Below are 22,875 nucleotides of genomic sequence, written 5' to 3' on the forward strand. Positions count from 1 at the left end.
CGCGCACCGCCCGTGCGAGTTGGGTGTCCAGTGCGGGTCTCTCGTGGGGGCGGGACGCCGTCGGCGGCTGCGGGGCGTGGGCGGCAGGCGTCCTGCCCGTACACCCTCAAGCCCTCAGCGCCCGGCGCCGCATAGACTGGTGCGCTGCCCCGTACTTCGCCGCGAGCGGCATGCGTGCGGGGGCTCAAGAACTCCCGCCCGAGAGGCCAACCGCCACCCATGAAGCTTGTCTTCGCAGGTACCCCCGAGGTCGCTGTTCCCGCTCTGGACGCCCTGATCGCCTCCGGGCGGCACGAGGTGGCCGCTGTCGTCACGCGGCCCGACGCGCCGGCCGGGCGCGGGCGACGGCTCGTCGCGAGTCCGGTCGCCGAGCGGGCGGAGGAGGCCGGGATCGAGGTGCTGAAGCCGGTGAAGCCGCGGGACGAGGAGTTCCTGGCCCGGCTCCGGGAGATCGCGCCCGACTGCTGCCCCGTCGTCGCGTACGGGGCGCTGCTGCCGCGCGTCGCCCTCGACATCCCCGCCCACGGCTGGGTCAATCTGCACTTCTCGCTGCTGCCCGCCTGGCGCGGTGCCGCCCCCGTGCAGCACGCGATCATGGCCGGCGACGAAATCACCGGTGCGTCCACGTTCCTCATCGAGGAAGGGCTCGACTCGGGGCCGGTGTACGGGACCGTCACCGAGGAGATCCGGCCCACCGACACCAGCGGGGACCTGCTCACGCGGCTCGCCTTCGCCGGGTCCGGGCTGCTCGCCGCGACGATGGACGGGATCGAGGACGGCAGCCTCAAGGCCGTGCCGCAGCCCTCCGACGGCATCACCATGGCGCCGAAGATCACCGTCGAGGACGCCCACATCGACTGGTCCGCCCCAGCGCTGCGCGTCGACCGGGTGGTCCGCGGGTGCACGCCCGCGCCCGGCGCGTGGACCGTCTTCCGGGGCGAGCGGCTCAAGCTCATCCAGGTCGCGCCCGTGCCCGACCACACGGACCTCGCCCCCGGCGAGCTGTCCGTCGGCAAGAACAACGTGTATGTCGGGACCGGTTCGTACGCCGTCGAGCTGCTCTGGGTCCAGGCCCAGGGCAAGAAGCCGATGCGGGCCGCCGACTGGGCGCGCGGAGTGCGGATCCCGTCCGGGGAGCGGCTCGGGGTCTGAGAGGCGGCGGCGACCGCGAGGGCCGCCGGGGGCACGGAGCGGGGCGGTGCGAAACGTGGATCCTTTCGCCCCCTCCGCCCCTACCCTTCCCTTGTACCAGGGGGCTCCGCCCCCTGAATCGGCCTGGACGGCCTCGTCCTCAAACGCCCGACGGGCTGGAACTCTGGCGGCCTTCCGGCGCATGCGACCCGTAAGCCCGCCCCTGCCTGTCCGGACGTAGGCTGGACGGGTCGAACCATCCAGGATCCGGAGCACCTTTTTCGTGAGTGAGCAGTCCCGTCGGCCGCGCAAGCCCGGCAAGCCCCATCGCCGTCCTCAGAAGGACCCGGTCCGCATGCTCGCCTTCGAGGCGCTGCGGGCCGTGGACGAGCGGGACGCGTACGCGAACCTCGTCCTGCCGCCGCTGCTGCGCAAGGCGCGCGCCAAGGGCGACTTCGACGGGCGGGACGCGGCGCTGGCAACCGAGTTGGTGTACGGGACGCTGCGCCGGCAGGGGACGTACGACGCCGTCATCGCGGCCTGTGTCGACCGGCCGCTCAGGGAAGTCGACCCGCCGGTGCTCGATGTGCTCAGCCTGGGTGTGCATCAGCTGCTCGGGACGCGGATTCCCACGCACGCCGCCGTCTCCGCCTCCGTCGAACTCGCCCGTGTCGTGCTCGGCGACGGGCGGGCGAAGTTCGTCAACGCCGTACTGCGCAAGGTCGCGCAGCAGGATCTCGACGGCTGGCTGGAGCAGGTCGCGCCGCCCTACGACGAGGACCCCGAGGACCATCTCGCCGTCGTGCACTCACACCCGCGCTGGGTCGTCTCCGCGCTGTGGGACTCGCTCGGCGGTGGCCGCGCCGGAATCGAGGATCTGCTCGAAGCCGACAACGAACGGCCGGAGGTGACCCTCGTCGCCCGGCCAGGGCGTGCCACCGCCGATGAGCTCCTCGACGTACTCGGCGAGGAGTCCGCGCTCCCCGGACGATGGTCGCCGTACGCCGTGCGGCTCACCGAGGGCGGCGAGCCGGGCGCCATCGACGCCGTACGGGAGGGCCGTGCGGGCGTCCAGGACGAGGGCAGCCAGCTGGTCGCGCTCGCCCTCGCGAACGCGCCGCTCGACGGGCCCGACAAGACCTGGCTGGACGGCTGCGCCGGACCCGGCGGCAAGGCCGCCATGCTCGCCGGGCTCGCCGCCGAACGTGGTGCCGTGCTGCTCGCCTCCGAGAAGCAGCCGCACCGGGCGGGCCTGGTGGCGAAGGCCCTCGCCGGGAACCCCGGGCCGTATCAGGTCATCGCCGCCGACGGCACCCGTCCGCCGTGGCGGCCCGGCACCTTCGACCGTGTCCTCATGGACGTGCCCTGCACGGGCCTCGGCGCCCTGCGCCGCCGTCCCGAGGCCCGCTGGCGGCGCCGCCCCGAGGATCTGGACGGCTTCGCGCCGCTCCAGCGCGGGCTGCTGCGCACGGCGCTCGACTCCGTACGGGTCGGCGGTGTCGTCGGGTATGCCACCTGCTCGCCGCACCTCGCCGAGACCCGCGCGGTCGTCGACGACGTGCTCAAGCACTACGACGGCGGCTCCGCCGAACTGCTCGACGCCCGCCCGCTCCTGCCAGGCGTACCGGGCCTGGGCGACGGCCCCGACGTACAGCTGTGGCCGCATCTGCACGGGACGGACGCCATGTACCTGGCGCTGATCCGCAGGACCGGCTGACCCGGCGATAGGCCGTCCTGGTCCGGCACCTGGACCCAGGGCCGTCCTGGTCCGGCACCTGGCCCAGGGCCGTCCTAGTCAGGCCGTGACGCCGGTTCCGGAGCCTCCGAAGGCGTCACCGAGGGCCGCGCCGAGCCGTCCTCGTGTGCCAGCCGGTGCGGCCACCACACCTTCGATCCGACGTCCAGGAACAGCGACGTCACCAGGATCGACCGCACGATGAACGTGTCCAGCAGGACGCCCAGGGCGACCGCGAAGCCGATCTCGGCGAAGGCGACCATCGGGAGGGTGCCGAGGGCGGCGAAGGTGCCGGCCAGGACCAGACCCGCGGACGTGATGACCGCGCCCGTCGCCGCCAGGCCCGTCACCACGCCCGCGCGGGTGCCCTGGTGGGTCGCCTCCTCGCGGATCCGGGTGGTCAGGAAGATGTTGTAGTCGATGCCGAGGGCCACCAGGAACACGAAGACGAACAGCGGGAAGTCCGTCTGCTCGCCCGCGTAGTCGAAGAGGTGCCGGAAGGCGAGCGCGCTGGCGCCGAGCGCCGCCGCGAAGGACAGCACAACCGTGCCGATCAGCAGCAGTGGGGCCACCAGGGCGCGCAGCAGCACCCCCAGGATCAGCAGGACGACCAGCAGGACCGCCGGGATGATCAGGATGTTGTCGTGGGTGGTCGCCGCGTCCATGTCGAGCAGGGCCGCGGTGCCGCCGCCCACCCGGGCGTCGGCGTCCGGCACGGCGTGCACCGCGTCCCGTACGCGCTCGACCGTCTGTTTCGCGGCCTCGCTGTCGGCGGGGGCCGTCATCGTCGCCTCGAACAGCACCTTGCCGTCGTACGAGGGTTTCGTGCCCGGGGGCACGGTGATGCTGTCGGGCACCACGCCCTTCGTACCGGCCACCGCGGCGCGCACCCGGTCGCCCTGGGCCTGGTCGGAGACGATGACCAGCGGATCGCCGCTGCCTGCCGGGAAGTACCGCTCGGAGATCTCCTGGCCGGTGATCGAGTCCGGCTTGCCGGTGAATGCGTCCGCGTTGCTGATGCCCTCGGCGCGGATCTGGAGCAGGCCGAGGGAGAGGGCGGCCAGGGCGAGGGCCGTGGCGCCCCAGACGACGCGCGGGCGGTGGGCGATACGGCGGCCCATGCGGGCCCAGACACCACTCGCGGTCGGGTCGGCCGAGCCGAAGTGCGGGATCGCCGGCCAGAAGATCCAGCGGCCGAAGACCAGCAGCAGAGCCGGGAAGAGCGTGAGCATGGCGAGGAGGGCGACCGCCACGCCGATGGCGGCCACCGGGCCCAGGCCCCGCGTCGAGTTCATCTCGGCGCCCAGCAGCACCAGCATGCTCAGCACGACCGTCGCGCCGGACGCGAGCACCGCCGGGCCCGCGCGGTTCAGGGCGAGGGCCATCGCCTCGTGGCGGTCGTCGTGGCGGCGCAGCTCCTCGCGGTAGCGGGCGACCAGGAGCAGCGCGTAGTCCGTGCCCGCACCGAAGACGAGGACGGTGAGGATGCCCGCGCTCTGACCGTTGACGGTAAGGCCCGCGTGTTTCGCGAGAAGATAGATCAGCGCCTGGGACGTGAAGAGCGCGGCGACCACACCGATCAGCGGCACGAAGATCAGGCTGAGGCTGCGGTAGGTGAGCAGCAGCATCACGATCACGACGCCCATCGCGGAGAACAGCAGCGTCGAGTCGATGCCTTCGAAGGCCTTGGAGAAGTCGGCGGAGGTGCCGCCCGGTCCCGTGATGTGGACGGACAGCCCGCCGCCGCCCTTGCCGACCTGGTCGCGGAGGGAGTCGACCGCGGGCGCGATCTCCTCCCAGCCCTTCTTGTCCATCGTGATCGGCACGTAGATCTGGGCGGCCTGGGGCGAGGTCGGGGTGTTGTAGACGGGGCCGCGCGTCTCGGCGCCGCGTACGCCGTGGGCGGTCAGCCCCTTGATCTGCTGGACGTCCTGGGCGATCGCCTGCTTGTCCTGGGCGGTCAGTCCGCCCTCGCGGGCGTAGACGACGACCGCGGGGATCTGCTCCGGCCTGAACTTGCTGGACGTGTCGAGGACTTGGGTGGACTCGGCGGAGCCGGGCAGCCAGGAGGCCGCGTCGTTGTCCTGGGCGTCGGTGAGCTTGGAGGCGAGCGGCGCCGCCACCACGAGCGCCACCAGCCACAGGCCGACGATCAGCCACTTGCTGCGCCGCCCGCACACGAACCCGATGAGTCCCTGGCGCACGTGGCGCTCTTTCCCGTCCGTCATGGCCACCCCCGTAGCCGCTTCTGGTGCCGGTGGGGCGCCCAGCATGGCATGTCGGACGGCGCCACAACATCCGTAGAACGGCCTAGGTCTGGACCGAGGAGAGCAACCGGTGCCGGGCATGGCAGTCTTGGGTCATGGCCGTGCAGATCAACCCCAGCATCCTGTCCGCCGACTTCTCCCGTCTTGCCGAGGAGGCAAGGGCGGTGGAAGGAGCCGACTGGCTCCATGTCGACGTCATGGACAACCATTTCGTACCGAACCTCACGCTCGGTGTGCCGGTCGTAGAGTCGCTCGCCCGTGCGACGGACACGCCGCTGGACTGCCATCTGATGATCCGGGACGCCGATCGGTGGGCGCCTCAGTACGTGGAAGCGGGTGCCGGTTCCGTCACCTTCCACGCCGAGGCGGCCGCCGCGCCGGTGCGACTCGCCCGCGAGATCCGGGCCAAGGGCGCCCGCGCCTCCATGGCGCTCAAGCCCGCGACCCCCATCGAGCCGTACGAGGACCTGCTCCCCGAGCTCGACATGCTGCTGATCATGACGGTCGAGCCCGGTTTCGGTGGCCAGGCGTTCCTTGACATCATGCTTCCCAAGATCCGCCGCACCCGTGAGTTGATCAGCAAGCACGGCCTCGAACTGTGGCTCCAGGTCGACGGCGGTGTGTCGGCGTCCACCATCGAGCGGTGCGCGGAGGCGGGAGCCGACGTCTTCGTCGCCGGTTCGGCGGTCTACGGGGCGGCGGACCCGGCCCAGGCGGTACGTGCATTGCGCAGTCAGGCCCAGGCCGCCACGGCCCACGCGGCCTGGGCGTGCGACCACTGAGCCAAGGGAACGTGAACGCCGCCCATCAGGGCTGATCAAGTACGCCGGATCTGCAAGGATGAACGGCGAATCCAGAGTGTGAACAGCAGTGAGGAGATCGCCGTGTCGGGTATGTCGGCGGGCCGGTCAGCCATGCGGATGGGACCCGCTGAGCTGGTGCAGGCGGCGGCCATGGCCCGCCGCTTCTACCTCGAGGGCAAATCCAAGATCCAGATCGCGGAGGAGTTCGGCGTCAGCCGCTTCAAGGTGGCCCGGGTCCTGGAGACCGCTCTCGAACGGGATCTGGTGAGGATCGAGATCCGTGTGCCCGCCGAGCTGGACGCGGAGCGCTCCGACGCGCTGCGCGCCCGCTACGGCCTCAGGCACGCCGTCGTCGTCGAGTCCCCGGCCGACGCCGAGGAGTCGCCCGATCCCGAGAACCTCGGAGAAGTGGCCGCCGACCTGCTCGGCGAGCTCGTCAACGAGGGCGATGTCCTCGGCCTCGCCTGGGGCCGCTCCACCATCCACATGGCGGCCGCCCTCGACCGGCTGCCGCCGTGCACGGTGGTGCAGCTGACGGGCGTGTACGACGCCGGGACGGCCGAGCGCGGATCGGTGGAGGCGGTGCGGCGCGCCGCCCAGGTGTCGGGCGGGGACGCCCACCCCATCTACGCGCCGATGCTGCTGCCCGACGCGGCCACCGCGGCCGCGCTGCGCAACCAGACCGGGATCGCGCGCGCCTTCGAGTACTTCGACAAGGTCACGGTCGCGTGCGTGTCCATCGGCTCCTGGGAGCCGGGCATCTCCACGGTGCACGACATGCTCAGCGACGAGGAGCGCGCCCACTACGCGTCCCTCGGTGTGGCCGCCGAGATGTCCGCGCACCTCTTCGACGCCGAGGGCCGTCGGGTCGGCCGTGACCTGGGCGAGCGCTGCATCACGGTCGAGGCCGACCGGCTGCGGCGTATCCCCGAGGTCGTCGCCATCGCGGGCGGGCAGCGGAAGGCGGCCGCCATCGACGCGGTACTGCGCTCCGGGCTCGTCACCAGCCTGGTGACGGACACGTCGGCCGCGGACTATCTGATGACGGCGGGGCCGACGCCCCGCCCGGCCCTGAACCGGGCGGACCCCGACGGGCCCTGAGGGTTCCGCGCGCCCGCGCTGTGAGGAGACGGTCGTGGCAGCATCGACGTCATGCTGCTGCGGTCCGTCCCTCGCGCGTTCGCGGGCCTGTTCCTGTGCCTCGGAGTGCTGCTGACGGGCTGCGCGTCAACCGACACCGGTGCGTCCTCGGCGGACGCCGGTACGGCGGTGTCGACTCCGTCATGGGTCGGCGACATGCGGACCGTCGCCGAGGACCGGCTCCCCGCCGAGGCCCGCGAGACTCTTGCCCTCATCGACCAGGGCGGCCCCTTCCCGTACGCCAAGGACGGTGCCGTCTTCGGCAACTTCGAGCGGCAGCTGCCGCGGCAGCCACGCGGCTATTACCACGAGTACACGGTCAGAACGCCCGGCGAGCGCGACCGGGGAGCCCGGCGCATTGTCGCCGGGCAGGGCGGTGAGATCTACTACACCGATGATCACTACAACTCGTTCAGGGCGGTGCTGAGATGACCCACGGGCCCTTCGCGAACGTGTGCCGCGCGGCCGGATGGCAGATCACCGAGCTCGACCTCACCGGAGTCAGGGACAAGATCGGCTTCATGGAGCGCTGCGTCCGCGCCCTCGACCTGCCCGACTGGTTCGGCCGGAACTGGGACGCGCTCGCGGACGTCCTGGGCGACCCCGACTGGGGGCCCGCGAGCCCGGGCAGACTGCTCGTGCTGACCGGCTGGCGGCCCTACGCGCTCGCACGGCCCGACGAGTGGGAGATCGTCCAGGAGGTCCTGGCGTCCGCCGCGGGAAACTACCAGGAGCACGACGCGACGCTGTCCGTCGTCCTCTCCCTTGGAGGATCCGACGAACTGCCCTCTGACCAGCCTGGATGATCTGTGAGGGCATCGCATAGCGGCCGACATGGGACAATGAAGTACGTGCTCTTCCCCCTGGCTGACCTGTCCGGGGGCCACCTCTGATCGACTGGGATGTGCAGCACGTGCGTTTCCTCAATGACATCCAGCCCCCGTACGACCTGACGTATGACGACGTCTTCATGGTGCCCAGCCGCTCCGCGGTCGGCTCGCGTCAGGGCGTGGACCTCGCTTCCCCGGACGGCACGGGCACCACGATCCCGCTCGTCGTCGCCAACATGACCGCCATCGCGGGTCGCCGGATGGCCGAGACCGTCGCCCGCCGCGGCGGCCTCGTCGTCATCCCGCAGGACATCCCGATCGAGGTCGTCACCGAGGTCATCTCCTGGGTCAAGGGACGCCACCTGGTGCTCGACACCCCGATCGTCCTCGCCCCCCACCAGACCGTCGCCGACGCGCTGGCGCTGCTGAACAAGCGCGCGCACAACGCGGGCGTCGTCGTGGACGAGGACGGCCGCCCGATCGGTGTGGTCACCGACGCCGACCTCTCCGGCGTGGACCGCTTCACGCAGCTCACCGAGGTCATGTCCAGGGACCTGCTGCTTCTCGACGCCGACATCGAGCCGCGCGATGCCTTCAACAAGCTCGACCACGCCAACCGCCGCTACGCCCCCGCCGTGGACGCGGACGGCAAGCTCGCCGGCATCCTCACCCGCAGGGGCGCCCTGCGCGCCACGCTCTACACCCCGGCCACCGACGCCAACGGCAAGCTGCGCATCGCCGCCGCCGTCGGCATCAACGGCGATGTCGCGGGCAAGGCCAAGCAGCTGCTCGACGCGGGCGTCGACACGCTCGTCATCGACACGGCGCACGGCCACCAGGAGTCGATGATCAGCGCGATCAGGACGGTGCGGGCGCTCGACCCGCAGGTGCCGATCGTCGCGGGCAACATCGTCGCCGCCGAGGGCGTCAAGGACCTCATCGACGCGGGCGCGGACATCGTCAAGGTCGGTGTCGGTCCCGGCGCCATGTGCACCACCCGCATGATGACCGGCGTCGGCCGACCGCAGTTCTCCGCCGTCCTGGAGTGCGCCGCCGAGGCGAAGAAGTACGGCAAGCACGTGTGGGCCGACGGCGGTGTCCGTCACCCGCGCGACGTGGCCATGGCGCTGGCCGCGGGCGCGTCCAACGTCATGATCGGCTCCTGGTTCGCGGGCACGTACGAGTCGCCGGGCGACCTCCATCAGGACGCCGACGGGCGCCTCTACAAGGAGTCCTACGGCATGGCGTCGTCCCGCGCCGTCAAGAACCGCACCAGCGACGAGTCGGCGTACGACCGTGCCCGCAAGGCGCTGTTCGAGGAGGGCATCTCCACCTCGCGCATGTTCCTCGACCCGTCCCGCCCGGGCGTCGAGGACCTGATCGACTCGATCATCGCGGGCGTCCGCTCCTCCTGCACCTACGCCGGTGCCAACTCCCTCGAGGAGTTCGCCGACAAGGCCATCGTCGGCATCCAGAGCGCGGCCGGCTACGCCGAGGGCAAGCCGCTGCACGCCAGCTGGAGCTGACGCGCTTCCTTGTGCTTTTCCGGACGGCCCCCGTGGTGCGACCACGGGGGCCGTCGGCGTACGTGGGCCACTAGGGCCGGCCGGATGGGGATCGCCGTGTGCGGGGCCGTCGGCGCAAGCACCTATCTCGCGGCCTGGCTCGACGAGCACGCGGAGGTGCGCTGGATCGGCTGCTCGGCCCCCGAGGTACGGGCCGCGCGCTCCGGCTGTCCCGAAATCAACGGGCTGGGCGTCTGGCCCGAGGACCTGCGCTCGCGGGTATCGGCAGCGCGCTGATCCGGGCGGCCGAGGAGCCGGCGCGTGAGCGCGGAGGCGACGTGATCGAGCTCGGGGTGGGCGCGGACAACCCGCGCGCGGCGGAGCTGTACGCGCGGCTCGGGTACCGGCCCCTGACCGGGTACGTCGACCGCTGGTCGTACGAGGACGCCGACGGTAAGACCCGTGAGTGCGCCGACCCGTGCACCTTCCTGGTCAAGGAGCTGGCCCCTCGTCGAGCTGACGTCAAGCACTCTTGACGTCAAGGCGGCTTGACGCGACGCTGATGGCATGACTACGCCGCAGAGCATCGAGCCGCAGTACACCCTGCTGACCGCCGTGGCCCGCCTCGACGAGCTGCGTGTACGGGAGTCGCTCGCCGGGGCCGGGAGCGACGCTGAGGCGCTCGACCGGGCCGAACTCCTCGAACTCCTCGCACTGAGCGAGGTGGTCGCCCGCAAGGCCGCGTACGGCCGTCAGCTCACCGTCCGCGCCGCCCGCGAGGCCGGGGCCTCCTGGTCGCAGATCGGGGCCGCGCTGGGCACCAGCAAGCAGGCCGCGTGGGAGGCCCACACCCGGTGGATCGACGCGCAGGCGGCGGCGTACGGGCGGCCCGGGCAGATGGGGTTCGACGACGATGACGTGGCGCGGGCGCGGGCGATTGCCGGGGGGCCGGACGGAGGCTGAGGCCGTGTGTTCGCCCCCTCCGCCCCTACCCGTCCCGTACCTGGGGGCTGCCGCCCCCAGACCCCCGCTATCGCGCTGACGCGCTCGTCCTCAAGCGCCGGACGGGCTGAAAGAATCAGCCCCTCCGGCGTTTGAGGAGCGGGGTCTGGGGCGGAGCCCCAGGGACGGGTAGGGGCGGAGGGGGCGAAAAACCACGGTGCGCCACGGTTGGCCTCAGCTCGTCTTCCGTAGTGCCTCCACCACCGCCTCCGCCAGCAGAGTGTGACCCGCGTCGCCCGGATGTACCCCGTCCACCAGGTGGGACGCGTCCAGGAGTGGGGCTCCGGGAAGCAGGGGTACGTCGTGTGCGGCCCGCTCCAGCGCCTCGCGCAGGTCCGTCAGCGTGGCGCCGAGGCGGTTCGAGGTGGTCTCCGCGTCGGGGCGTACGACGGGGGAGACGACCAGGAGCGGAGTGTGCGGGTGGCTCTGGCGGAGCACCGTCAGGAACGCCCGCACCACCTCGTACAGCAGCGCGGCCGAATACGCCGGCCGCGCCCAGCAGTTGGTGCCGAAGGCGACGGTGATCAAGTCGGCGTCGAGCGAGGCCAGTTGCTCGGCCGAGGCGAGTTCGCCGCGCGCCGCGCCCGCGTATCCGAGGTTCACCGTGTCGACGCCCAGCGCGCGTCCGGCGATCGCGGGCCAGGCGAGATGCGGGCGGGAGGCCGCCCAGCCCTCGGCGATCGAGTCGCCGTAGACGAGCCAGCGTCGGCGTGCGGGAGTGGGCTCGACCGTGCCCGCGTCGGCGGAGACGGCGCGGATCAGGGGGCACAGCGCCTCCGGCAGATGCACTGTGAACTCGCCGTCGGAGTAGGGGAGTTCGAGTACCGCCGTGCCGTCGTCCGTCGGGCGCGCCCGGACCTCGGCCGCCACCTCCTCGCCCGACAGCAGGGTGAAGGCGGGGTCGGCGGCGCGGTACGCGTCCACGAGGGACGGCTCCGTCGCCGCGTACCGGATCCGCAGCGCGGACACCCCGCGGCACCTCAACTCCAGGCGTACGCCCGCCGGTACGAGCGCCCGCGACCAGGTGTCGGCCGGCAGCCGGTCACGGTCGGCCGGGTCGGCGCGCAGCGGGCGGCCGTCGTCCGACCACCACGCGATGCCGCGCAGGAGGTTCTTCATCGTGGGCCGCCGATCGTCGGGTAAGGGAACTTGACCGTGACGCCGCCGTCCACGACAAGGGTCTGGCCGGTGACGTACGAGGAGAGCGGGGACGCCAGGAAGAGCAGGGCCGAGGCGATGTCGGCGGGTTCGGCCATGCGGCCGAGCGGGGCGTTCTCGGCGTTGCGGCGGCGGCCCTCCTCGCCGAGCAGTGCGGCGACGCGCGGGGTCCACACCGCCCCGGGCGCAACGGCGTTGACCCGTACTCCGCGTGGCCCGAACTCCACCGCCGCCGAGCGGACCAGCGACACGAGACCGGCCTTCGCGGCGCCGTACGCGGCGTGCAGCGGTGCCGAGGTCAGGCCGGAGACGGAGGCGACGAACACGAGGGGGCCGCCGCCGGATTCGGCGACCGCCGTGCCGCCGTACTGGACCGCGAGCCAGGCGTGCCGCAGCACCAGGTCGAAGTGCCAGTCCCAGCTCTGGTCGTCCATCGCGTCCAGGGGGGCGTACTGGGCCATGCCGACGATGTCGACGACTCCGCGGACCGGCCCCAACTCCCGTACGGCATAAGCGAAAAGGTCCCGTACGGCCTCGCGACGTGTCGCGTCGGCGACGTACGGGACCCCGCCCGTCTCGGCCGCGACCGCCTCGGCGCGTTCCTTGTCCACGTCGACGCAGAGCACCCGGGCGCCCACCGAGGTGAGCGCGTGCGCGGTCTGGCGGCCGATGCCGTTGCCGGCGCCCAGGAGGACGAACGACCGGCCGTCGAGGCGGTGGAGGGAGGCGTAGTCGGGCACCGGGGACGTGTCCAAAGGGGACTTGGGGTCAGGGGGCATGGGGCCTGGGGGCGCGGCTTCTGGGGTCATGGGGCCTGGGGTCGCGGTGCCTGGAGTCACGGCGCCGCCTTCGGCCGGTACCCCGCCAGCTCCGGGATGACTTCCTTGCCCAGGATCTCGAGCGTGCGCAGGATCTCCCGGTGCTCCAGATAGCCCCACTGGACGTAGCAGATGAGCTGGTCGATGCCGAGGTCCGCGTAGTGCTTCGCCTTGCGGACGATCGTCTCGGCGTCGCCGATGAGGATCATGTCCCCGTCGTTGAACTCCCTTACGGGGACGGCTCCTTGGATGATCGGGTTCAGGAGCGGGAAGGCGCGCTCGCGTTCCTCGGGGGAGAGGTGCGGGAGCTCCCAGTCGAGGGTGAAGCGGGCGAGGTTCTCGTACCACCAGGCGACCGAGTCCCAGACGCGCTTGCCCGGGCGGTCGGCCGCGTGGACGAGGGTGTACGCGGCGACGCGGTCCGTCGTGACGTCCGTGATCGGGTGCGGGGTGCGGGCCGCCTCGCGATAGGCGGCGACCTGGCGGGCCATCGCCTCCAGCGGCTGCATGATCGAGAAGGAGAGCAGGCCGAGGCCGCTCGTGCCCGCCACCTCCGCCGAGCCGGGCGAGGTCGCCGCCATCCAGCAGGGCGGATGCGGATCCTGGACCGGTTTCGGCGTGACCATGCGGCGGGGGAAGGAGAAGCGCGGCGACTCGTACGCGAAGTACTCCTCGCGCCACATCCCGGTGACGATCTCGATGGCCTCGCGCCAGTCCTCCCGCGACTTGGGCCGGTCGACGCCGAACGCCGTCTGTTCCATGGGCGTCGAGCGGCCCGTGCCCCACTCCACGCGCCCGTCGGACAGTACGTCGACGGCGGCGACCTTCTCCGCGATCCGCTGCGGGGGAGTGAAACCGAAGGGGGTCAGGGTCACGCCGAAGCCGAGGCGGATGCGCTCGGTCAGCGCCGCGAGATGGCCGAGCAGCACCTCAGGGGCGGGGCAGTGCGAGCGTCCCTCGCGGAAGTGGTGCTCCACCGCCCACACCGTGCGGAAGCCCATCCTGTCCGCGAGCCGGATCTGCTCGACGGCCTCGCGGTACGCCCGCTGCTCGGCCGCGCGCTGACCGTACGGGTGCGGTCCCTTCCAGGGCTTCGGTACGTCGATCTCGTACAGGACATCCAGGTCCATGCCGTGCCTCCCGTATCGACCGGCGAACACCGTGAAACAGACCTGACGAGGTGTCAATCCACACGGCCTCCGCAACCGCCCGCCGGGGCCGAAAGGCGCCCGCGGTCCGGGCCGAGAGGCGCCGACGGTCCGGGGCGAAAGGCGCCCCACGCAACCATCGAAAGGCCCCGCGCAACGAACATGCGCCGAGATGCGATGAACGCAACGATCTTGCGGAGATGCGCAAGGTTGCTGCATTACGCCCGTGAAGGCCGGACTCATAGGGTCAAGCGCTGTACATAGGCGTGGCGGGGACCCCGCTCGGTGGGTTCCTGCTCGCAGGGGTGCCGCTGGTCCCCGCCGTCCCGACCGGCAGCGATGAAGGAGCCAGCGCGTGCTCGACCAAGGCGCACCCCCGCAGTCCCGCACCACATCCGCCCCACCGTCCCCGGGGATCGGCGCGCGCCTCATGCGCCGCAAGCCCGTAGAACGCCTGGTCGCCGAGGGTGGCCAGGGTGAGGGAGGGTCGCTCCGGCGCTCCCTCGGGCTGTGGCAGCTGACCATGATCAGCATCGGCGCCACGCTCGGCACCGGCATCTTCGTCGTCCTCGGCGAAGCCGTCCCCAAGGCCGGCCCCGCGGTCACCCTGTCCTTCGTGATCGCCGGCCTCACGGCCCTCTTCTCCGCCCTCTCGTACGCCGAGCTGGCGGGCACCATCCCGGTCTCCGGCTCCTCGTACTCGTATGCGTACGCAACGATGGGCGAGTTGATCGCCTGGATCTGCGGCTGGTGTCTGGTCCTGGAGTACGGCGTGTCGGTGGCCGCGGTCGCGGTCGGCTGGGGCGAATACCTGAACGAGCTGCTCGACGGCACGATCGGCGTCACCATCCCGGACGCCCTGTCCGCGCCGCCCGGCGACGGCGGCATCTTCAACCTGCCCGCGCTGATCGTGGTGCTGCTCGCGATGGCGTTCCTGATCGGCGGCGCGAAGGAGTCGGCGCGCGCCAACACGATCATGGTGGTCGTGAAGATCGCCGCGCTGGTGCTGTTCTGTGCCATCGGCATCCAGGGCTTCCGCTCGGGCAACTACGAGCACTTCATGCCGCTCGGCATGGCGGGCGTCAGCGCCGCCGGTGCCACGCTCTTCTTCTCGTACATCGGCTTCGACGCCGCCTCCACCGCCGGTGAAGAGGCGAAGAACGCGCAGCGCGACCTGCCGCGCGCGATCATGCTCTCGCTGGTCATCGTGACGGCGCTGTACGTCCTCGTCGCGGCCGTCGCCGTCGGCGCGAAGCCCTGGCAGCGGTTCAACGACTCGGAGGCCGCGCTCGCCGAGATCATGAAGGACGTCACCGGGCAGACCTTCTGGGGCACGCTGCTGGCCGCCTGCGCCGTCATCGCCATCGCGAGCGTCGTCCTGACCGTGCTGTACGGCCAGACCCGCATCCTCTTCGCGATGTCCCGTGACGGGCTGGTGCCCAAGGTCTTCGCACGGGTCCACCCGAAGACGGGTACGCCCCGTGCCAACACGTTGATCGTCTCGCTGTTCTGCGGTGTCCTCGCCGCCGCGATTCCGCTCGGCCAACTCGCCGACGCCACCAGCATCGGTACGCTCTTCGCCTTCGCGCTGGTCAACATCGCCGTCGTGGTGCTGCGCCGGACGCGCCCGGACATGCGACGCACCTTCCGGGTTCCGTTGTCGCCCGTGCTGCCCGCGATCGGCTTCGTCCTGTGCGTGTGGATGATGGGCAGCCTGTCGACCGTCACCTGGGTGGTCTTCGGAGTCTGGATGGCCGTCGGGCTCGTGTTCTACTTCAGTTACGGCTACCGCCGGTCCCGTATCGCAACGGCAGACACCACCGCAGAAACCCTCGCAGAAAAGTGAACCACCCGCAGTGCTGAACGATCTCGACGAACGCATCGTGCACGCCCTCGCCGAGGATGCGCGTCGCTCCTACGCCGACATTGGGCAACTTGTCGGGCTGTCCGCGCCCGCGGTGAAGCGACGGGTGGACCGGTTGCGGGCCACCGGGGCCATCACCGGGTTCACCGTGCGGGTGGACCCGGCGGCGCTCGGGTGGGAGACCGAGGGGTTCGTCGAGATCTACTGCCGCCGGAATACCTCGCCGGAGACGATTCAGCGCGGTCTTGAGCGGTATCAGGAGGTTGTGGCCGCCTCCACCGTGACCGGGGAGGCGGATGCGGTGGTGCAGGTCTTCGCCTCGGACATGCGGCACTTCGAGCGGGTGCTGGAGCGGATCGCCGGGGAGCCGTTCGTGGAACGGACGAAGTCCGTGCTTGTCCTCTCGCCGCTGCTGCGGAGGTTTTCGTCCGGGTCGCCTACGTAGGTGCCTCTGGGGGATTCGTTGGCGGCTGCGGGTTGGTTGTGGCTTGTCGCGCAGTTCCCCGCGCCCCTAAAGGGGCGCTCCTCCTCGCGGGGCTCACGAAGTTACTCCGCTGTTTTTCTCGCCAGCGCGTTGTTCCCGATCGAGTTGTGCACGCTGAAGCTCACGGCGTCCGAGCGGTAGCGGTCGTCCGACCACTCCACCGGGCGCCCTTCGCGTGTGGTGGTGACGCGGCGGACGCGGAGGAGGGGGCTGGTGCGGCGGACGTCGAGGAGGTCGGCGTCCTGGGCGCCCGCCGCTACCGCGTCGATGACGTGCTCGCCGTAGGCGAAGACGAGACCGGTGTCCTCGAAGAGTCGTTGGGTGACGGAGGGACAGTCGGGCTCGATCGCCTCGACGGCGGGGGAGATCCAGTCCGCGTACACCGTCCGCTCCAGCAGGACCGGTTCGCTGTCCAGGCCGCGGACGCGCAGGACGTGCAACACCGGCGTGTTCTCACGGAGTTGGAGGCGGACGGCGTCCTCCGCGGTCGCCGGGTGGTACTCCTGGGTCACCACGTGCCCCGTCGCCTCGCGGCCCATCGCGCGCGCCCACTGGGCGAAGCTGCGCAGTTCGGCGAAGCTCTGGCTGCGGCGGCTGGCCAGGACCACACGGCGGGCGCCCTGGCGGGAGCCGATGAGCCCCTCGGCGGTCAGGGCGGCGACGGCCTGGCGGACCGTGCCGCGCGAGACGCCGTAGTGGGCCGCGAGGTCCGTCTCCGCGGGCAGCAGACTGCCCACCGTGTACTCCTCGCGGTCGATCGCCCGCCGCAGCTCGTCGGCGATCTCCTCGTGTCGCGCCGCCATGCTTCCCCTCTGATCCGACTGCTGTGCACAGCATGACCAGCCTAATCGAGAGCCGAGGATGATCGGCGCGGGCCGCGATTGTGCAGGGAATCGGGGGTTACGGTTTCGTCAAAGTTTACGAACAGGACACCCGCGACGGGCCTACTGGGGCCAACTTGTTCAGACAAGTTCTCCGTCCCACCCCACCCTCGTGCGTACTCCTGGAGAGACCGTGACCGTGTTCCTGCCGAGGACCGCCGTCCTCACCGGCGGCCTCGCCGTCGCCGCCGCACTCGCCCTGAGCGCCTGTGGCGCCGCTCCCGACGACAAGGCGACCACCGCCAACGGCAAGAGCGCGGCCACCGCGACCTCGGCCGCGGACTTCGGCGGCCTCGACGCCCTGGTCAAGGCCGCCAAGAAGGAGGGCACGCTGCACGCGATCGCGCTGCCCCGTGACTGGGCCAACTACGGCGCCCTGATCGACGGCTTCAAGAAGAAGTACGGCATCAAGGTCGAGGTCGAGAACCCGGACGGCTCCAGCCAGGACGAGATCAACGCCGTCACGTCGCGCAAGGGCCAGGACCGGACCCCCGACGTCCTCGACCTCGGCAGCTCCTTCGCGCTGAGCGCCGCCCAGCAGGGGCTGCTCGCGCCCTACGAGGTCGCCTCCTTCGGTGACATCCCCGAGGGCCAGAAGGACCCGAAGGGGCAGTGGTACAACGACTACGGCGGCTACATCTCCATCGGCTGCGACGCCAAGAAGGTCAAGGAGTGCCCGACGACCTTCAAGGACCTGCTGAAGCCGCAGTACAAGGGCCAGGTCGCCCTCAACGGCAACCCCACCAAGTCCGGTTCGGCCTTCGGCGGCGTGTACGCGGCCTCGCTGGCCAACGGTGGTTCCTTCGACGACATCCAGCCCGGCCTCGACTTCTTCGCCAAGCTGAAGAAGAACGGCAACTACACGCCCGTCGAGTCGACCCCGGCCACCGTCGAGAAGGGCGAGACCCCGATCAGCATCGACTGGGACTACCTGAACGCCGGTTACGCCGACGAGTTCAAGTCCAAGGGCGTCGACTGGAAGGTCACCGTCCCGACCGACGGCAAGTTCTCCCAGTACTACTCGCAGGCCATCAACAAGGACGCCCCGCACCCGGCGGCCGCCCGCCTGTGGCAGGAGTACCTCTACAGCGCCGAGGGCCAGAACCTCTGGCTCAAGGGGTACGCCCGCCCGGCCCTGATGACCGCCATGGAGAAGGCCGGCACGCTCGACAAGACCGCCGCCGCCAAGCTCCCCGAGGTCTCGGGCACGCCGAGCTTCCCGACCGAGGCCCAGCAGAGCAAGGCCAAGGGCGTCCTCGCCCAGGGCTGGGGCAAGGCCGTCTCCGGATGACCGCCGTCCTCACCGAGGCCGAGGCCGACGTGGCGTCCGCCGCTGCTGCTGCACGGCAGCAGCAGCGGCGGCGCCGCGCCCCCGGCTGGCTCGCCGTCGTCCCGCTGCTCGCCTTCGTGGCGATCGCCTTCGGGATCCCCGCTCTGGCCATGCTGAACGGCGCCTTCACCGTCAAGGACCAGGCCACCGGCGCCACTTCGTACACCACGGCCAATCTGACCGGCTCCCTCAAGGGCGCGTACCTCACCGCCCTGATCGGCAGCGTCAAACTGTCCGCGGTCTCCGCGGGCATCGCGACCATCCTCGGACTGCCGCTCGCCCAGGCCGTGGTGACCTCCCGCTTCCGCGCGCTGCGCGAGGCGGTGCTCACCGCGTCCGGTGTCCTCGCCAACTTCGGCGGCGTCCCGCTGGCCTTCGCGTTCGTCGCCACCCTCGGCAACTCCGGTGTGCTGACCCGGCACCTGGGCCTGACCGACAAGGGCTGGAACCTCTACAGCTTCTGGGGTCTGGTGATCGTCTACCTGTACTTCCTGATTCCGCTGATGGTCCTCACCATCACGCCCGCCCTCGACGGCCTCCGCTCCCAGTGGCGCGAGGCCGCGCAGAACAACGGCGCGACCTCCGTCCAGTACTGGCGGCACGTGGCGCTGCCCGTCCTCGCGCCCTCGCTGCTCGGCGGTCTGGTGCTCCTCTTCGGCAGCGCCTTCGCCGCGTACGCCACCGCCGCGGCGATGGTGGGCAGCGCGGTCCCGCTGGTCACCCTGCAGATCGCCGACGCCATCTCCGGCAATGTCCTGGTCGGCCAGGAGAACGTGGCGCTCGCCCTCAGCCTCGACATGGTCCTCATCGCGGGCCTGGTCATGGCCGTGTACCTGCCCCTGCAACGACGGAGTGCGCGATGGCTCGCCTGAACCTGTGGCGCTGGGTCGTCCTCGGCTGCGCCGCGCTGTACTTCCTGGTCCCGCTCGCCGCGTCCGTGATCTTCACGGTGGACGTGCCCGGCCAGGGCGTCACCTTCGACGCGTACAGCCAGATCGTCTCCACCGACGGCTTCGTCTCCAGCCTGCTCCTCTCACTGGAACTGGCCGCCGCCACCATCGCCGTGGTGCTGGTCCTGATGGTGCCCGCCATGGTCGCGCTGCGGCTCGGCGCGCCCCGGCTGCGGCCGGTCGTCGAGGTGGTGTGCTCGCTGCCGCTGGTCGTTCCGCCGATCGCCTTCGTCGCCGGGATCGCCACCGTGCTGAAGTGGGGGCCCGAACACCTCTCCCGTACGCCGCTGTTCCAGACGTTCGTGGCCATCCAGAACCCGGACTTCCCGTTCGTGCTCGTCCTCGCATACGTCGTGATGGCGCTGCCGTTCGTGTACCGGGCCCTGGACGCCGGGCTGCGCGCCATCGACGTACGCACCCTCGTCGAGGCCGCCCGCAGCTGCGGCGCGGGCTGGCCGCAGGCGCTGGTCCGGGTCGTGCTGCCCAATCTGCGCGGAGCGCTGCTCAACGCCTCCTTCCTCACACTGGCGCTGGTCCTCGGCGAGTTCACGGTCGCCCAGCTGCTCGGCTTCCAGCCGTTCGCCGTGTGGATCTACAGCGTCGGCGGCTCACAGGCCCAGCTGTCCGTCGCCGTCTCCGTGCTCAGCCTGCTCGTCACCTGGGCACTGCTCCTCTCGCTCGCCGGGCTCGGCGGGCGCTCCCGTACCGCTTCCGCCTCCCGGGGATGAACCATGACTGTCGCCACGCCTGAGACCCTTGAGGCCCTTGAGAAGGCCGCCACCGTTGAATTCCGGGGCCTGCGGCGGGAGTTCGGTCCGACCGTTGCCCTCGACGGGCTCGACCTGACCGTCCGGCCCGGCGAACTCCTCGCCCTGCTCGGCCCGTCCGGCTGCGGCAAGACCACCGCGCTGCGCATGCTCGCCGGGTTCGAACACCCCGACTCCGGCGAGGTGTTGGTCGACGGCGAGGACGTCACGCGCGTCCCGGCGCACCGCCGCGACGCCGGGATGGTCTTCCAGTCGTACAGCCTCTTCCCGCACCTCAGCGCCCTCGACAACGTGGCCTTCGGACTGCGCATGCGCAAGGTGCGTACGGCCGAACGGCGGGCCCGTGCCGCAGAGTTGCTCGACCTCGTGGGCCTGGCCGACAAGGGCGAGCGCTTCCCGCACCAGCTCTCCGGCGGCCAGCAGCAGCGCATCGCCCTGGCCCGCGCACTCGCCCTCCGGCCCCGGGTCCTGCTGCTCGACGAACCGCTGTCCGCGCTGGACGCCAAGGTGCGACTCACCCTGCGCGAGGAGATCCGCCGACTCCAGCAGGAACTCGGCATCACCACGCTCTTCGTGACACACGATCAGGAAGAGGCCCTGTCCATGGCGGACCGGGTCGCGGTCATGCGGGCCGGGCGGCTCGAACAGTGCGCCGCGCCCGCCGAGTTGTACGGGCGGCCCGCGACCGCCTTCGTCGCCGAGTTCGTGGGCACGATGAGCCGGATTCCGGGTCGGCTGGACTCCGGCGTGGTCGAGGTGCTGGGCCAGCGGCTGCCGGTGGACGGGGACGCGCCCGCCGTACGGGAGGTGGATGTGCTCGTACGGCCCGAGGCGGTGCGGGTGCGTGCGGACGACGCCGGTGACGCGCGGGTCATGGCCACCGCGTTCCTCGGGGCGGCCACCCGGGTCACCGTGCGGCTCGCCGACGGCACCGAGGTCAAGGCCGACCTGCCCACGCACGAGGCCGCGGTGCTCGGATCGGGGGCCGCCGTGACGGTGAGTCTGCCGGAGCGGGCGGTGCTGGTCGCCGAGCGTACGAAGTGAAGGGGGCCGGGTTTCGCACGCTGAGGCCCGGCCGCCCCGGCCCAGGTCTTCAGTGGGGTCACCACTGAGGATCCCACTGGACCTCGCTGGATCCCACTGGATCCCACTGGATCCCACTGGATCCCAGTGGGTCCCACGGGTCCCACTGGATTCCGGTGAGGTCCCCGCCGAGGCCCCTCGCCGAGATCTCCCCACCGACGAAAGAGAGCACCGTGACCCACCGCACCACCCCCCAACTTCCGCTCCAGGCCGTCCTGTTCGACATGGACGGCACGCTCGTGGACACCGAGCGGCTGTGGTGGGAGGCGGTGGAGCAGGTGGCCGACGGGCTCGGGCGGCCGCTGGCCCGCGCCGATCAGCCGGAGGTGCTCGGGCGGCCCGTCGAGTACACGGCCGGGTGGCTCGGCGGGATCACGGGTGCGTCGGCGGAGGGGATCGCCGCCGAGTTGCACCGGGAGTTCGCGGACCGGGTCCGCACCGGCATCGTGCCCCGCCCGGGGGCGACCGAATTGCTGGATGCCCTGGCCCGTGACGGCGTCCCCACCGCCCTGGTGACCGCGTCCCCCAGAGCGGTGGCCGACACGGTCCTCGAAGCCCTCGGCGCCGAACGCTTCGCCGCCTCCGTCACCGCCGACGACACCGAGCGCACCAAGCCCGCCCCCGATCCCTACCTCGCCGCCTGCCGTGCCCTCGGCGTCGACCCCGCCGCGTGCGTGGCCGTCGAGGACACCCAGACCGGCGTCACCTCCGCGGAGGCCGCCGGCTGCGCCGTGCTCGCGGTGCCCTCCCTCGCGCCGATCGCCCCCGCGGCCGGGCGCACCATCCTCGCCAGCCTGGAGCAGGTGACACCGGCACGGCTGCGCGCCATGGTCGCGCCCCGCGCGCTGCGGGTGATGACCTGGAACCTCTGGTACGGCGGAACCAAGGTCGACGACCACCGGGAGAAGCAGCTCAAGGTCATCGTGGAGACCGGTGCGGATGTGGTCGGTCTCCAGGAGACGTACGGGAACTCGGCGGCCGAACTCGCCGCCGCCCTCGGTTGGCACCACCACCGGGCGGGCGAGAACCTCGGCGTCATCAGCCGGTACCCGATCACCGCCCGTCTCGGCGACCCGGACGTCGGCTTCTACGGGGGGACCGGGGTACGGATTCGGCTGGACGGCGGGGAGGAGGTGGACGTCTGGAGCGCCCACCTCGACTACACGCCGTACGGGCCCTACGAGGCCCGCTTCGACGGGCTTTTGGCGGTTGAGCTGGTCGCCCACGAGGGCGGGCGGCTGGCGCAGATGCGGGAGATCCTGCGGCAGATCGCCGAATCCGCGGCGGACGGTGTCCCCGTCCTGCTGGTCGGTGACTTCAATGCCCCCTCGCACCTGGACTGGGCGGATGTCGAGTGGCCTGTGACGAAGGCCGCCGAGGACGCGGGGTTGCGTGACTCGTACCGCGAGGCCCACCCCGATCCCGTCCGGGATCCCGGGTACACCTGGTCGCCGGTCCACGTGGAGCACGAGGACGGCAGTGGACGTCCGGAGCCGCAGGACCGGATCGACTTCGTGCTGCACCGGGGCCTGAGCGTGCTCGACTCCCGCACCGTCGTCACGGGCGCCCCGCGGGTGTGGCCCGACGTCGCCGGCAACGACTGGCCGTCGGACCACGCGGCGGTGCTCACCACGTTCGGGCTCCGCTAGAAGCGTTTCTTCGCCCCCTCCGCCCCTACCCGTCCCGTTCTGGGGGCTCCGCCCCCAGACCCCCGTGTCGCGCTTCGCGCTCGTCCTCGAACGCCGGACGGGCTGGAGAGGAGCGGGGGTCCAGGGGCGGAGCCCCAAGGGGGCCAGGGGCAGCTCCGGGGGAGCCCCGGGCAGGTTCCCGCCGTCCGGCCCGGGGCCGTGTCTGTGACCTGCGTCTCAAGGGGGATCCGGGCTCCGACTGAGGGCGCGCAACGAATCGCCGCGGAGCCCATGGTCCACGCAACGATTCGTTCAGTGGCGCGCAACGGCTCCTTCTTGTCCGGCCGAGCC

At 71.4% G+C, this 22,875-nt stretch carries 20 protein-coding genes and 1 pseudogene; 16 read left to right on the forward strand and 5 right to left on the reverse strand.

The window, feature by feature from the left end; all coding sequences use genetic code 11:
• Nucleotides 1–219: 219 nt before the first annotated feature.
• The gene (gene fmt / locus ACFY0T_RS14610; protein ID WP_388869115.1) at nt 220–1,152 is read left to right on the forward strand and encodes a methionyl-tRNA formyltransferase; all 933 of its coding nucleotides are present in this window, start codon (nt 220–222) and stop codon (nt 1,150–1,152) included.
• Between the two features lie 262 nt (nt 1,153–1,414).
• Complete coding sequence (locus tag ACFY0T_RS14615; protein ID WP_388869117.1) at nt 1,415–2,848, forward strand: RsmB/NOP family class I SAM-dependent RNA methyltransferase; 1,434 nt, start codon at nt 1,415–1,417, stop codon at nt 2,846–2,848.
• Between the two features lie 74 nt (nt 2,849–2,922).
• Here the strand turns inward: ACFY0T_RS14615 and ACFY0T_RS14620 are convergent, their stop codons facing one another.
• Nucleotides 2,923–5,094, reverse strand: coding sequence for an MMPL family transporter (locus tag ACFY0T_RS14620; protein ID WP_388869120.1), 2,172 nt, complete (start codon nt 5,092–5,094; stop codon nt 2,923–2,925).
• A 134-nt stretch (nt 5,095–5,228) separates the two neighbouring features.
• On the opposite strand from ACFY0T_RS14620, the gene rpe reads away from it, so the two are divergent.
• The 7 genes and pseudogenes from rpe (at nt 5,229) to ACFY0T_RS14655 (ending at nt 10,374) form a co-directional block, all read left to right on the forward strand.
• Nucleotides 5,229–5,915, forward strand: a complete 687-nt coding sequence (gene rpe / locus ACFY0T_RS14625) for a ribulose-phosphate 3-epimerase (RefSeq protein WP_388869123.1) — start codon at nt 5,229–5,231, stop codon at nt 5,913–5,915.
• Between the two features lie 78 nt (nt 5,916–5,993).
• A complete protein-coding gene (locus ACFY0T_RS14630) occupies nt 5,994–7,037 on the forward strand; it encodes a sugar-binding transcriptional regulator (protein ID WP_388869125.1) in 1,044 nt (347 codons plus the stop codon).
• 51 nt (nt 7,038–7,088) lie between these two features.
• Entirely contained in the window at nt 7,089–7,508 is a 420-nt protein-coding gene (locus ACFY0T_RS14635; RefSeq protein ID WP_388869128.1) for a ribonuclease domain-containing protein, read from the forward strand.
• A complete protein-coding gene (locus ACFY0T_RS14640) occupies nt 7,505–7,882 on the forward strand; it encodes a barstar family protein (RefSeq protein ID WP_388869131.1) in 378 nt (125 codons plus the stop codon). Before ACFY0T_RS14635 ends, ACFY0T_RS14640 begins: the two co-directional genes overlap by 4 nt.
• Before the next feature lie 107 nt (nt 7,883–7,989).
• Complete coding sequence (locus ACFY0T_RS14645; protein ID WP_388869134.1) at nt 7,990–9,432, forward strand: GuaB1 family IMP dehydrogenase-related protein; 1,443 nt, start codon at nt 7,990–7,992, stop codon at nt 9,430–9,432.
• Nucleotides 9,433–9,516: 84 nt separating this feature from the next.
• Nucleotides 9,517–9,947 (forward strand): annotated as a pseudogene (locus ACFY0T_RS14650) (GNAT family N-acetyltransferase).
• A 31-nt stretch (nt 9,948–9,978) separates the two neighbouring features.
• On the forward strand, nt 9,979–10,374 hold the full coding sequence (locus ACFY0T_RS14655) for a hypothetical protein (RefSeq protein WP_388869137.1): 396 nt from the start codon (nt 9,979–9,981) through the stop codon (nt 10,372–10,374).
• Nucleotides 10,375–10,587: 213 nt separating this feature from the next.
• On the opposite strand, the gene ACFY0T_RS14660 is transcribed toward ACFY0T_RS14655, so the two are convergent.
• The 3 genes from ACFY0T_RS14660 to ACFY0T_RS14670 form a co-directional block, all read right to left on the reverse strand.
• Nucleotides 10,588–11,532, reverse strand: coding sequence for a GDSL-type esterase/lipase family protein (locus tag ACFY0T_RS14660; RefSeq protein WP_388869140.1), 945 nt, complete (start codon nt 11,530–11,532; stop codon nt 10,588–10,590).
• The gene (locus tag ACFY0T_RS14665; RefSeq protein ID WP_388869143.1) at nt 11,529–12,311 is read right to left on the reverse strand and encodes an SDR family NAD(P)-dependent oxidoreductase; all 783 of its coding nucleotides are present in this window, start codon (nt 12,309–12,311) and stop codon (nt 11,529–11,531) included. Before ACFY0T_RS14665 ends, ACFY0T_RS14660 begins: the two co-directional genes overlap by 4 nt.
• Before the next feature lie 95 nt (nt 12,312–12,406).
• Nucleotides 12,407–13,519, reverse strand: a complete 1,113-nt coding sequence (locus ACFY0T_RS14670) for an LLM class flavin-dependent oxidoreductase (protein WP_388869145.1) — start codon at nt 13,517–13,519, stop codon at nt 12,407–12,409.
• 373 nt (nt 13,520–13,892) lie between these two features.
• Between ACFY0T_RS14670 and ACFY0T_RS14675 the strand changes: the two genes are divergently transcribed.
• Both ACFY0T_RS14675 and ACFY0T_RS14680 read left to right on the forward strand, forming a co-directional pair.
• Nucleotides 13,893–15,383 (forward strand): amino acid permease, encoded by a 1,491-nt coding sequence (locus ACFY0T_RS14675; protein ID WP_388869149.1) that lies wholly within the window; start codon nt 13,893–13,895, stop codon nt 15,381–15,383.
• Nucleotides 15,384–15,393: 10 nt separating this feature from the next.
• Nucleotides 15,394–15,846 (forward strand): Lrp/AsnC family transcriptional regulator, encoded by a 453-nt coding sequence (locus tag ACFY0T_RS14680; protein WP_015661832.1) that lies wholly within the window; start codon nt 15,394–15,396, stop codon nt 15,844–15,846.
• A 101-nt stretch (nt 15,847–15,947) separates the two neighbouring features.
• Here ACFY0T_RS14680 and ACFY0T_RS14685 read toward each other — a convergent pair whose 3' ends face one another.
• Complete coding sequence (locus tag ACFY0T_RS14685) at nt 15,948–16,688, reverse strand: GntR family transcriptional regulator (RefSeq protein ID WP_388869153.1); 741 nt, start codon at nt 16,686–16,688, stop codon at nt 15,948–15,950.
• A gap of 211 nt (nt 16,689–16,899) precedes the next feature.
• Here ACFY0T_RS14685 and ACFY0T_RS14690 point away from each other — a divergent pair, with 211 nt between their 5' ends.
• From ACFY0T_RS14690 to ACFY0T_RS14710, 5 genes are all read left to right on the forward strand, one after another.
• A complete protein-coding gene (locus tag ACFY0T_RS14690) occupies nt 16,900–18,057 on the forward strand; it encodes an ABC transporter substrate-binding protein (RefSeq protein WP_388869156.1) in 1,158 nt (385 codons plus the stop codon).
• Nucleotides 18,054–18,968: an ABC transporter permease gene (locus ACFY0T_RS14695; RefSeq protein WP_388869159.1), complete on the forward strand. Its 915-nt coding sequence runs from the start codon at nt 18,054–18,056 to the stop codon at nt 18,966–18,968. Before ACFY0T_RS14690 ends, ACFY0T_RS14695 begins: the two co-directional genes overlap by 4 nt.
• Nucleotides 18,956–19,774 carry an ABC transporter permease gene (locus ACFY0T_RS14700; RefSeq protein ID WP_388869162.1) on the forward strand — a complete coding sequence of 273 codons (819 nt, stop codon included), beginning with the start codon at nt 18,956–18,958 and terminating at the stop codon, nt 19,772–19,774. Before ACFY0T_RS14695 ends, ACFY0T_RS14700 begins: the two co-directional genes overlap by 13 nt.
• A 3-nt stretch (nt 19,775–19,777) precedes the next feature.
• Entirely contained in the window at nt 19,778–20,857 is a 1,080-nt protein-coding gene (locus ACFY0T_RS14705; protein WP_388869165.1) for an ABC transporter ATP-binding protein, read from the forward strand.
• Nucleotides 20,858–21,069: 212 nt separating this feature from the next.
• Nucleotides 21,070–22,545: an HAD-IA family hydrolase gene (locus ACFY0T_RS14710; protein ID WP_388869168.1), complete on the forward strand. Its 1,476-nt coding sequence runs from the start codon at nt 21,070–21,072 to the stop codon at nt 22,543–22,545.
• The last annotated feature ends 330 nt before the right edge of the window (nt 22,546–22,875 follow it).

Origin of the sequence: Streptomyces sp. NPDC001530 (assembly GCF_042894545.1) — a bacterium.
Classification (GTDB): domain Bacteria; phylum Actinomycetota; class Actinomycetes; order Streptomycetales; family Streptomycetaceae; genus Streptomyces.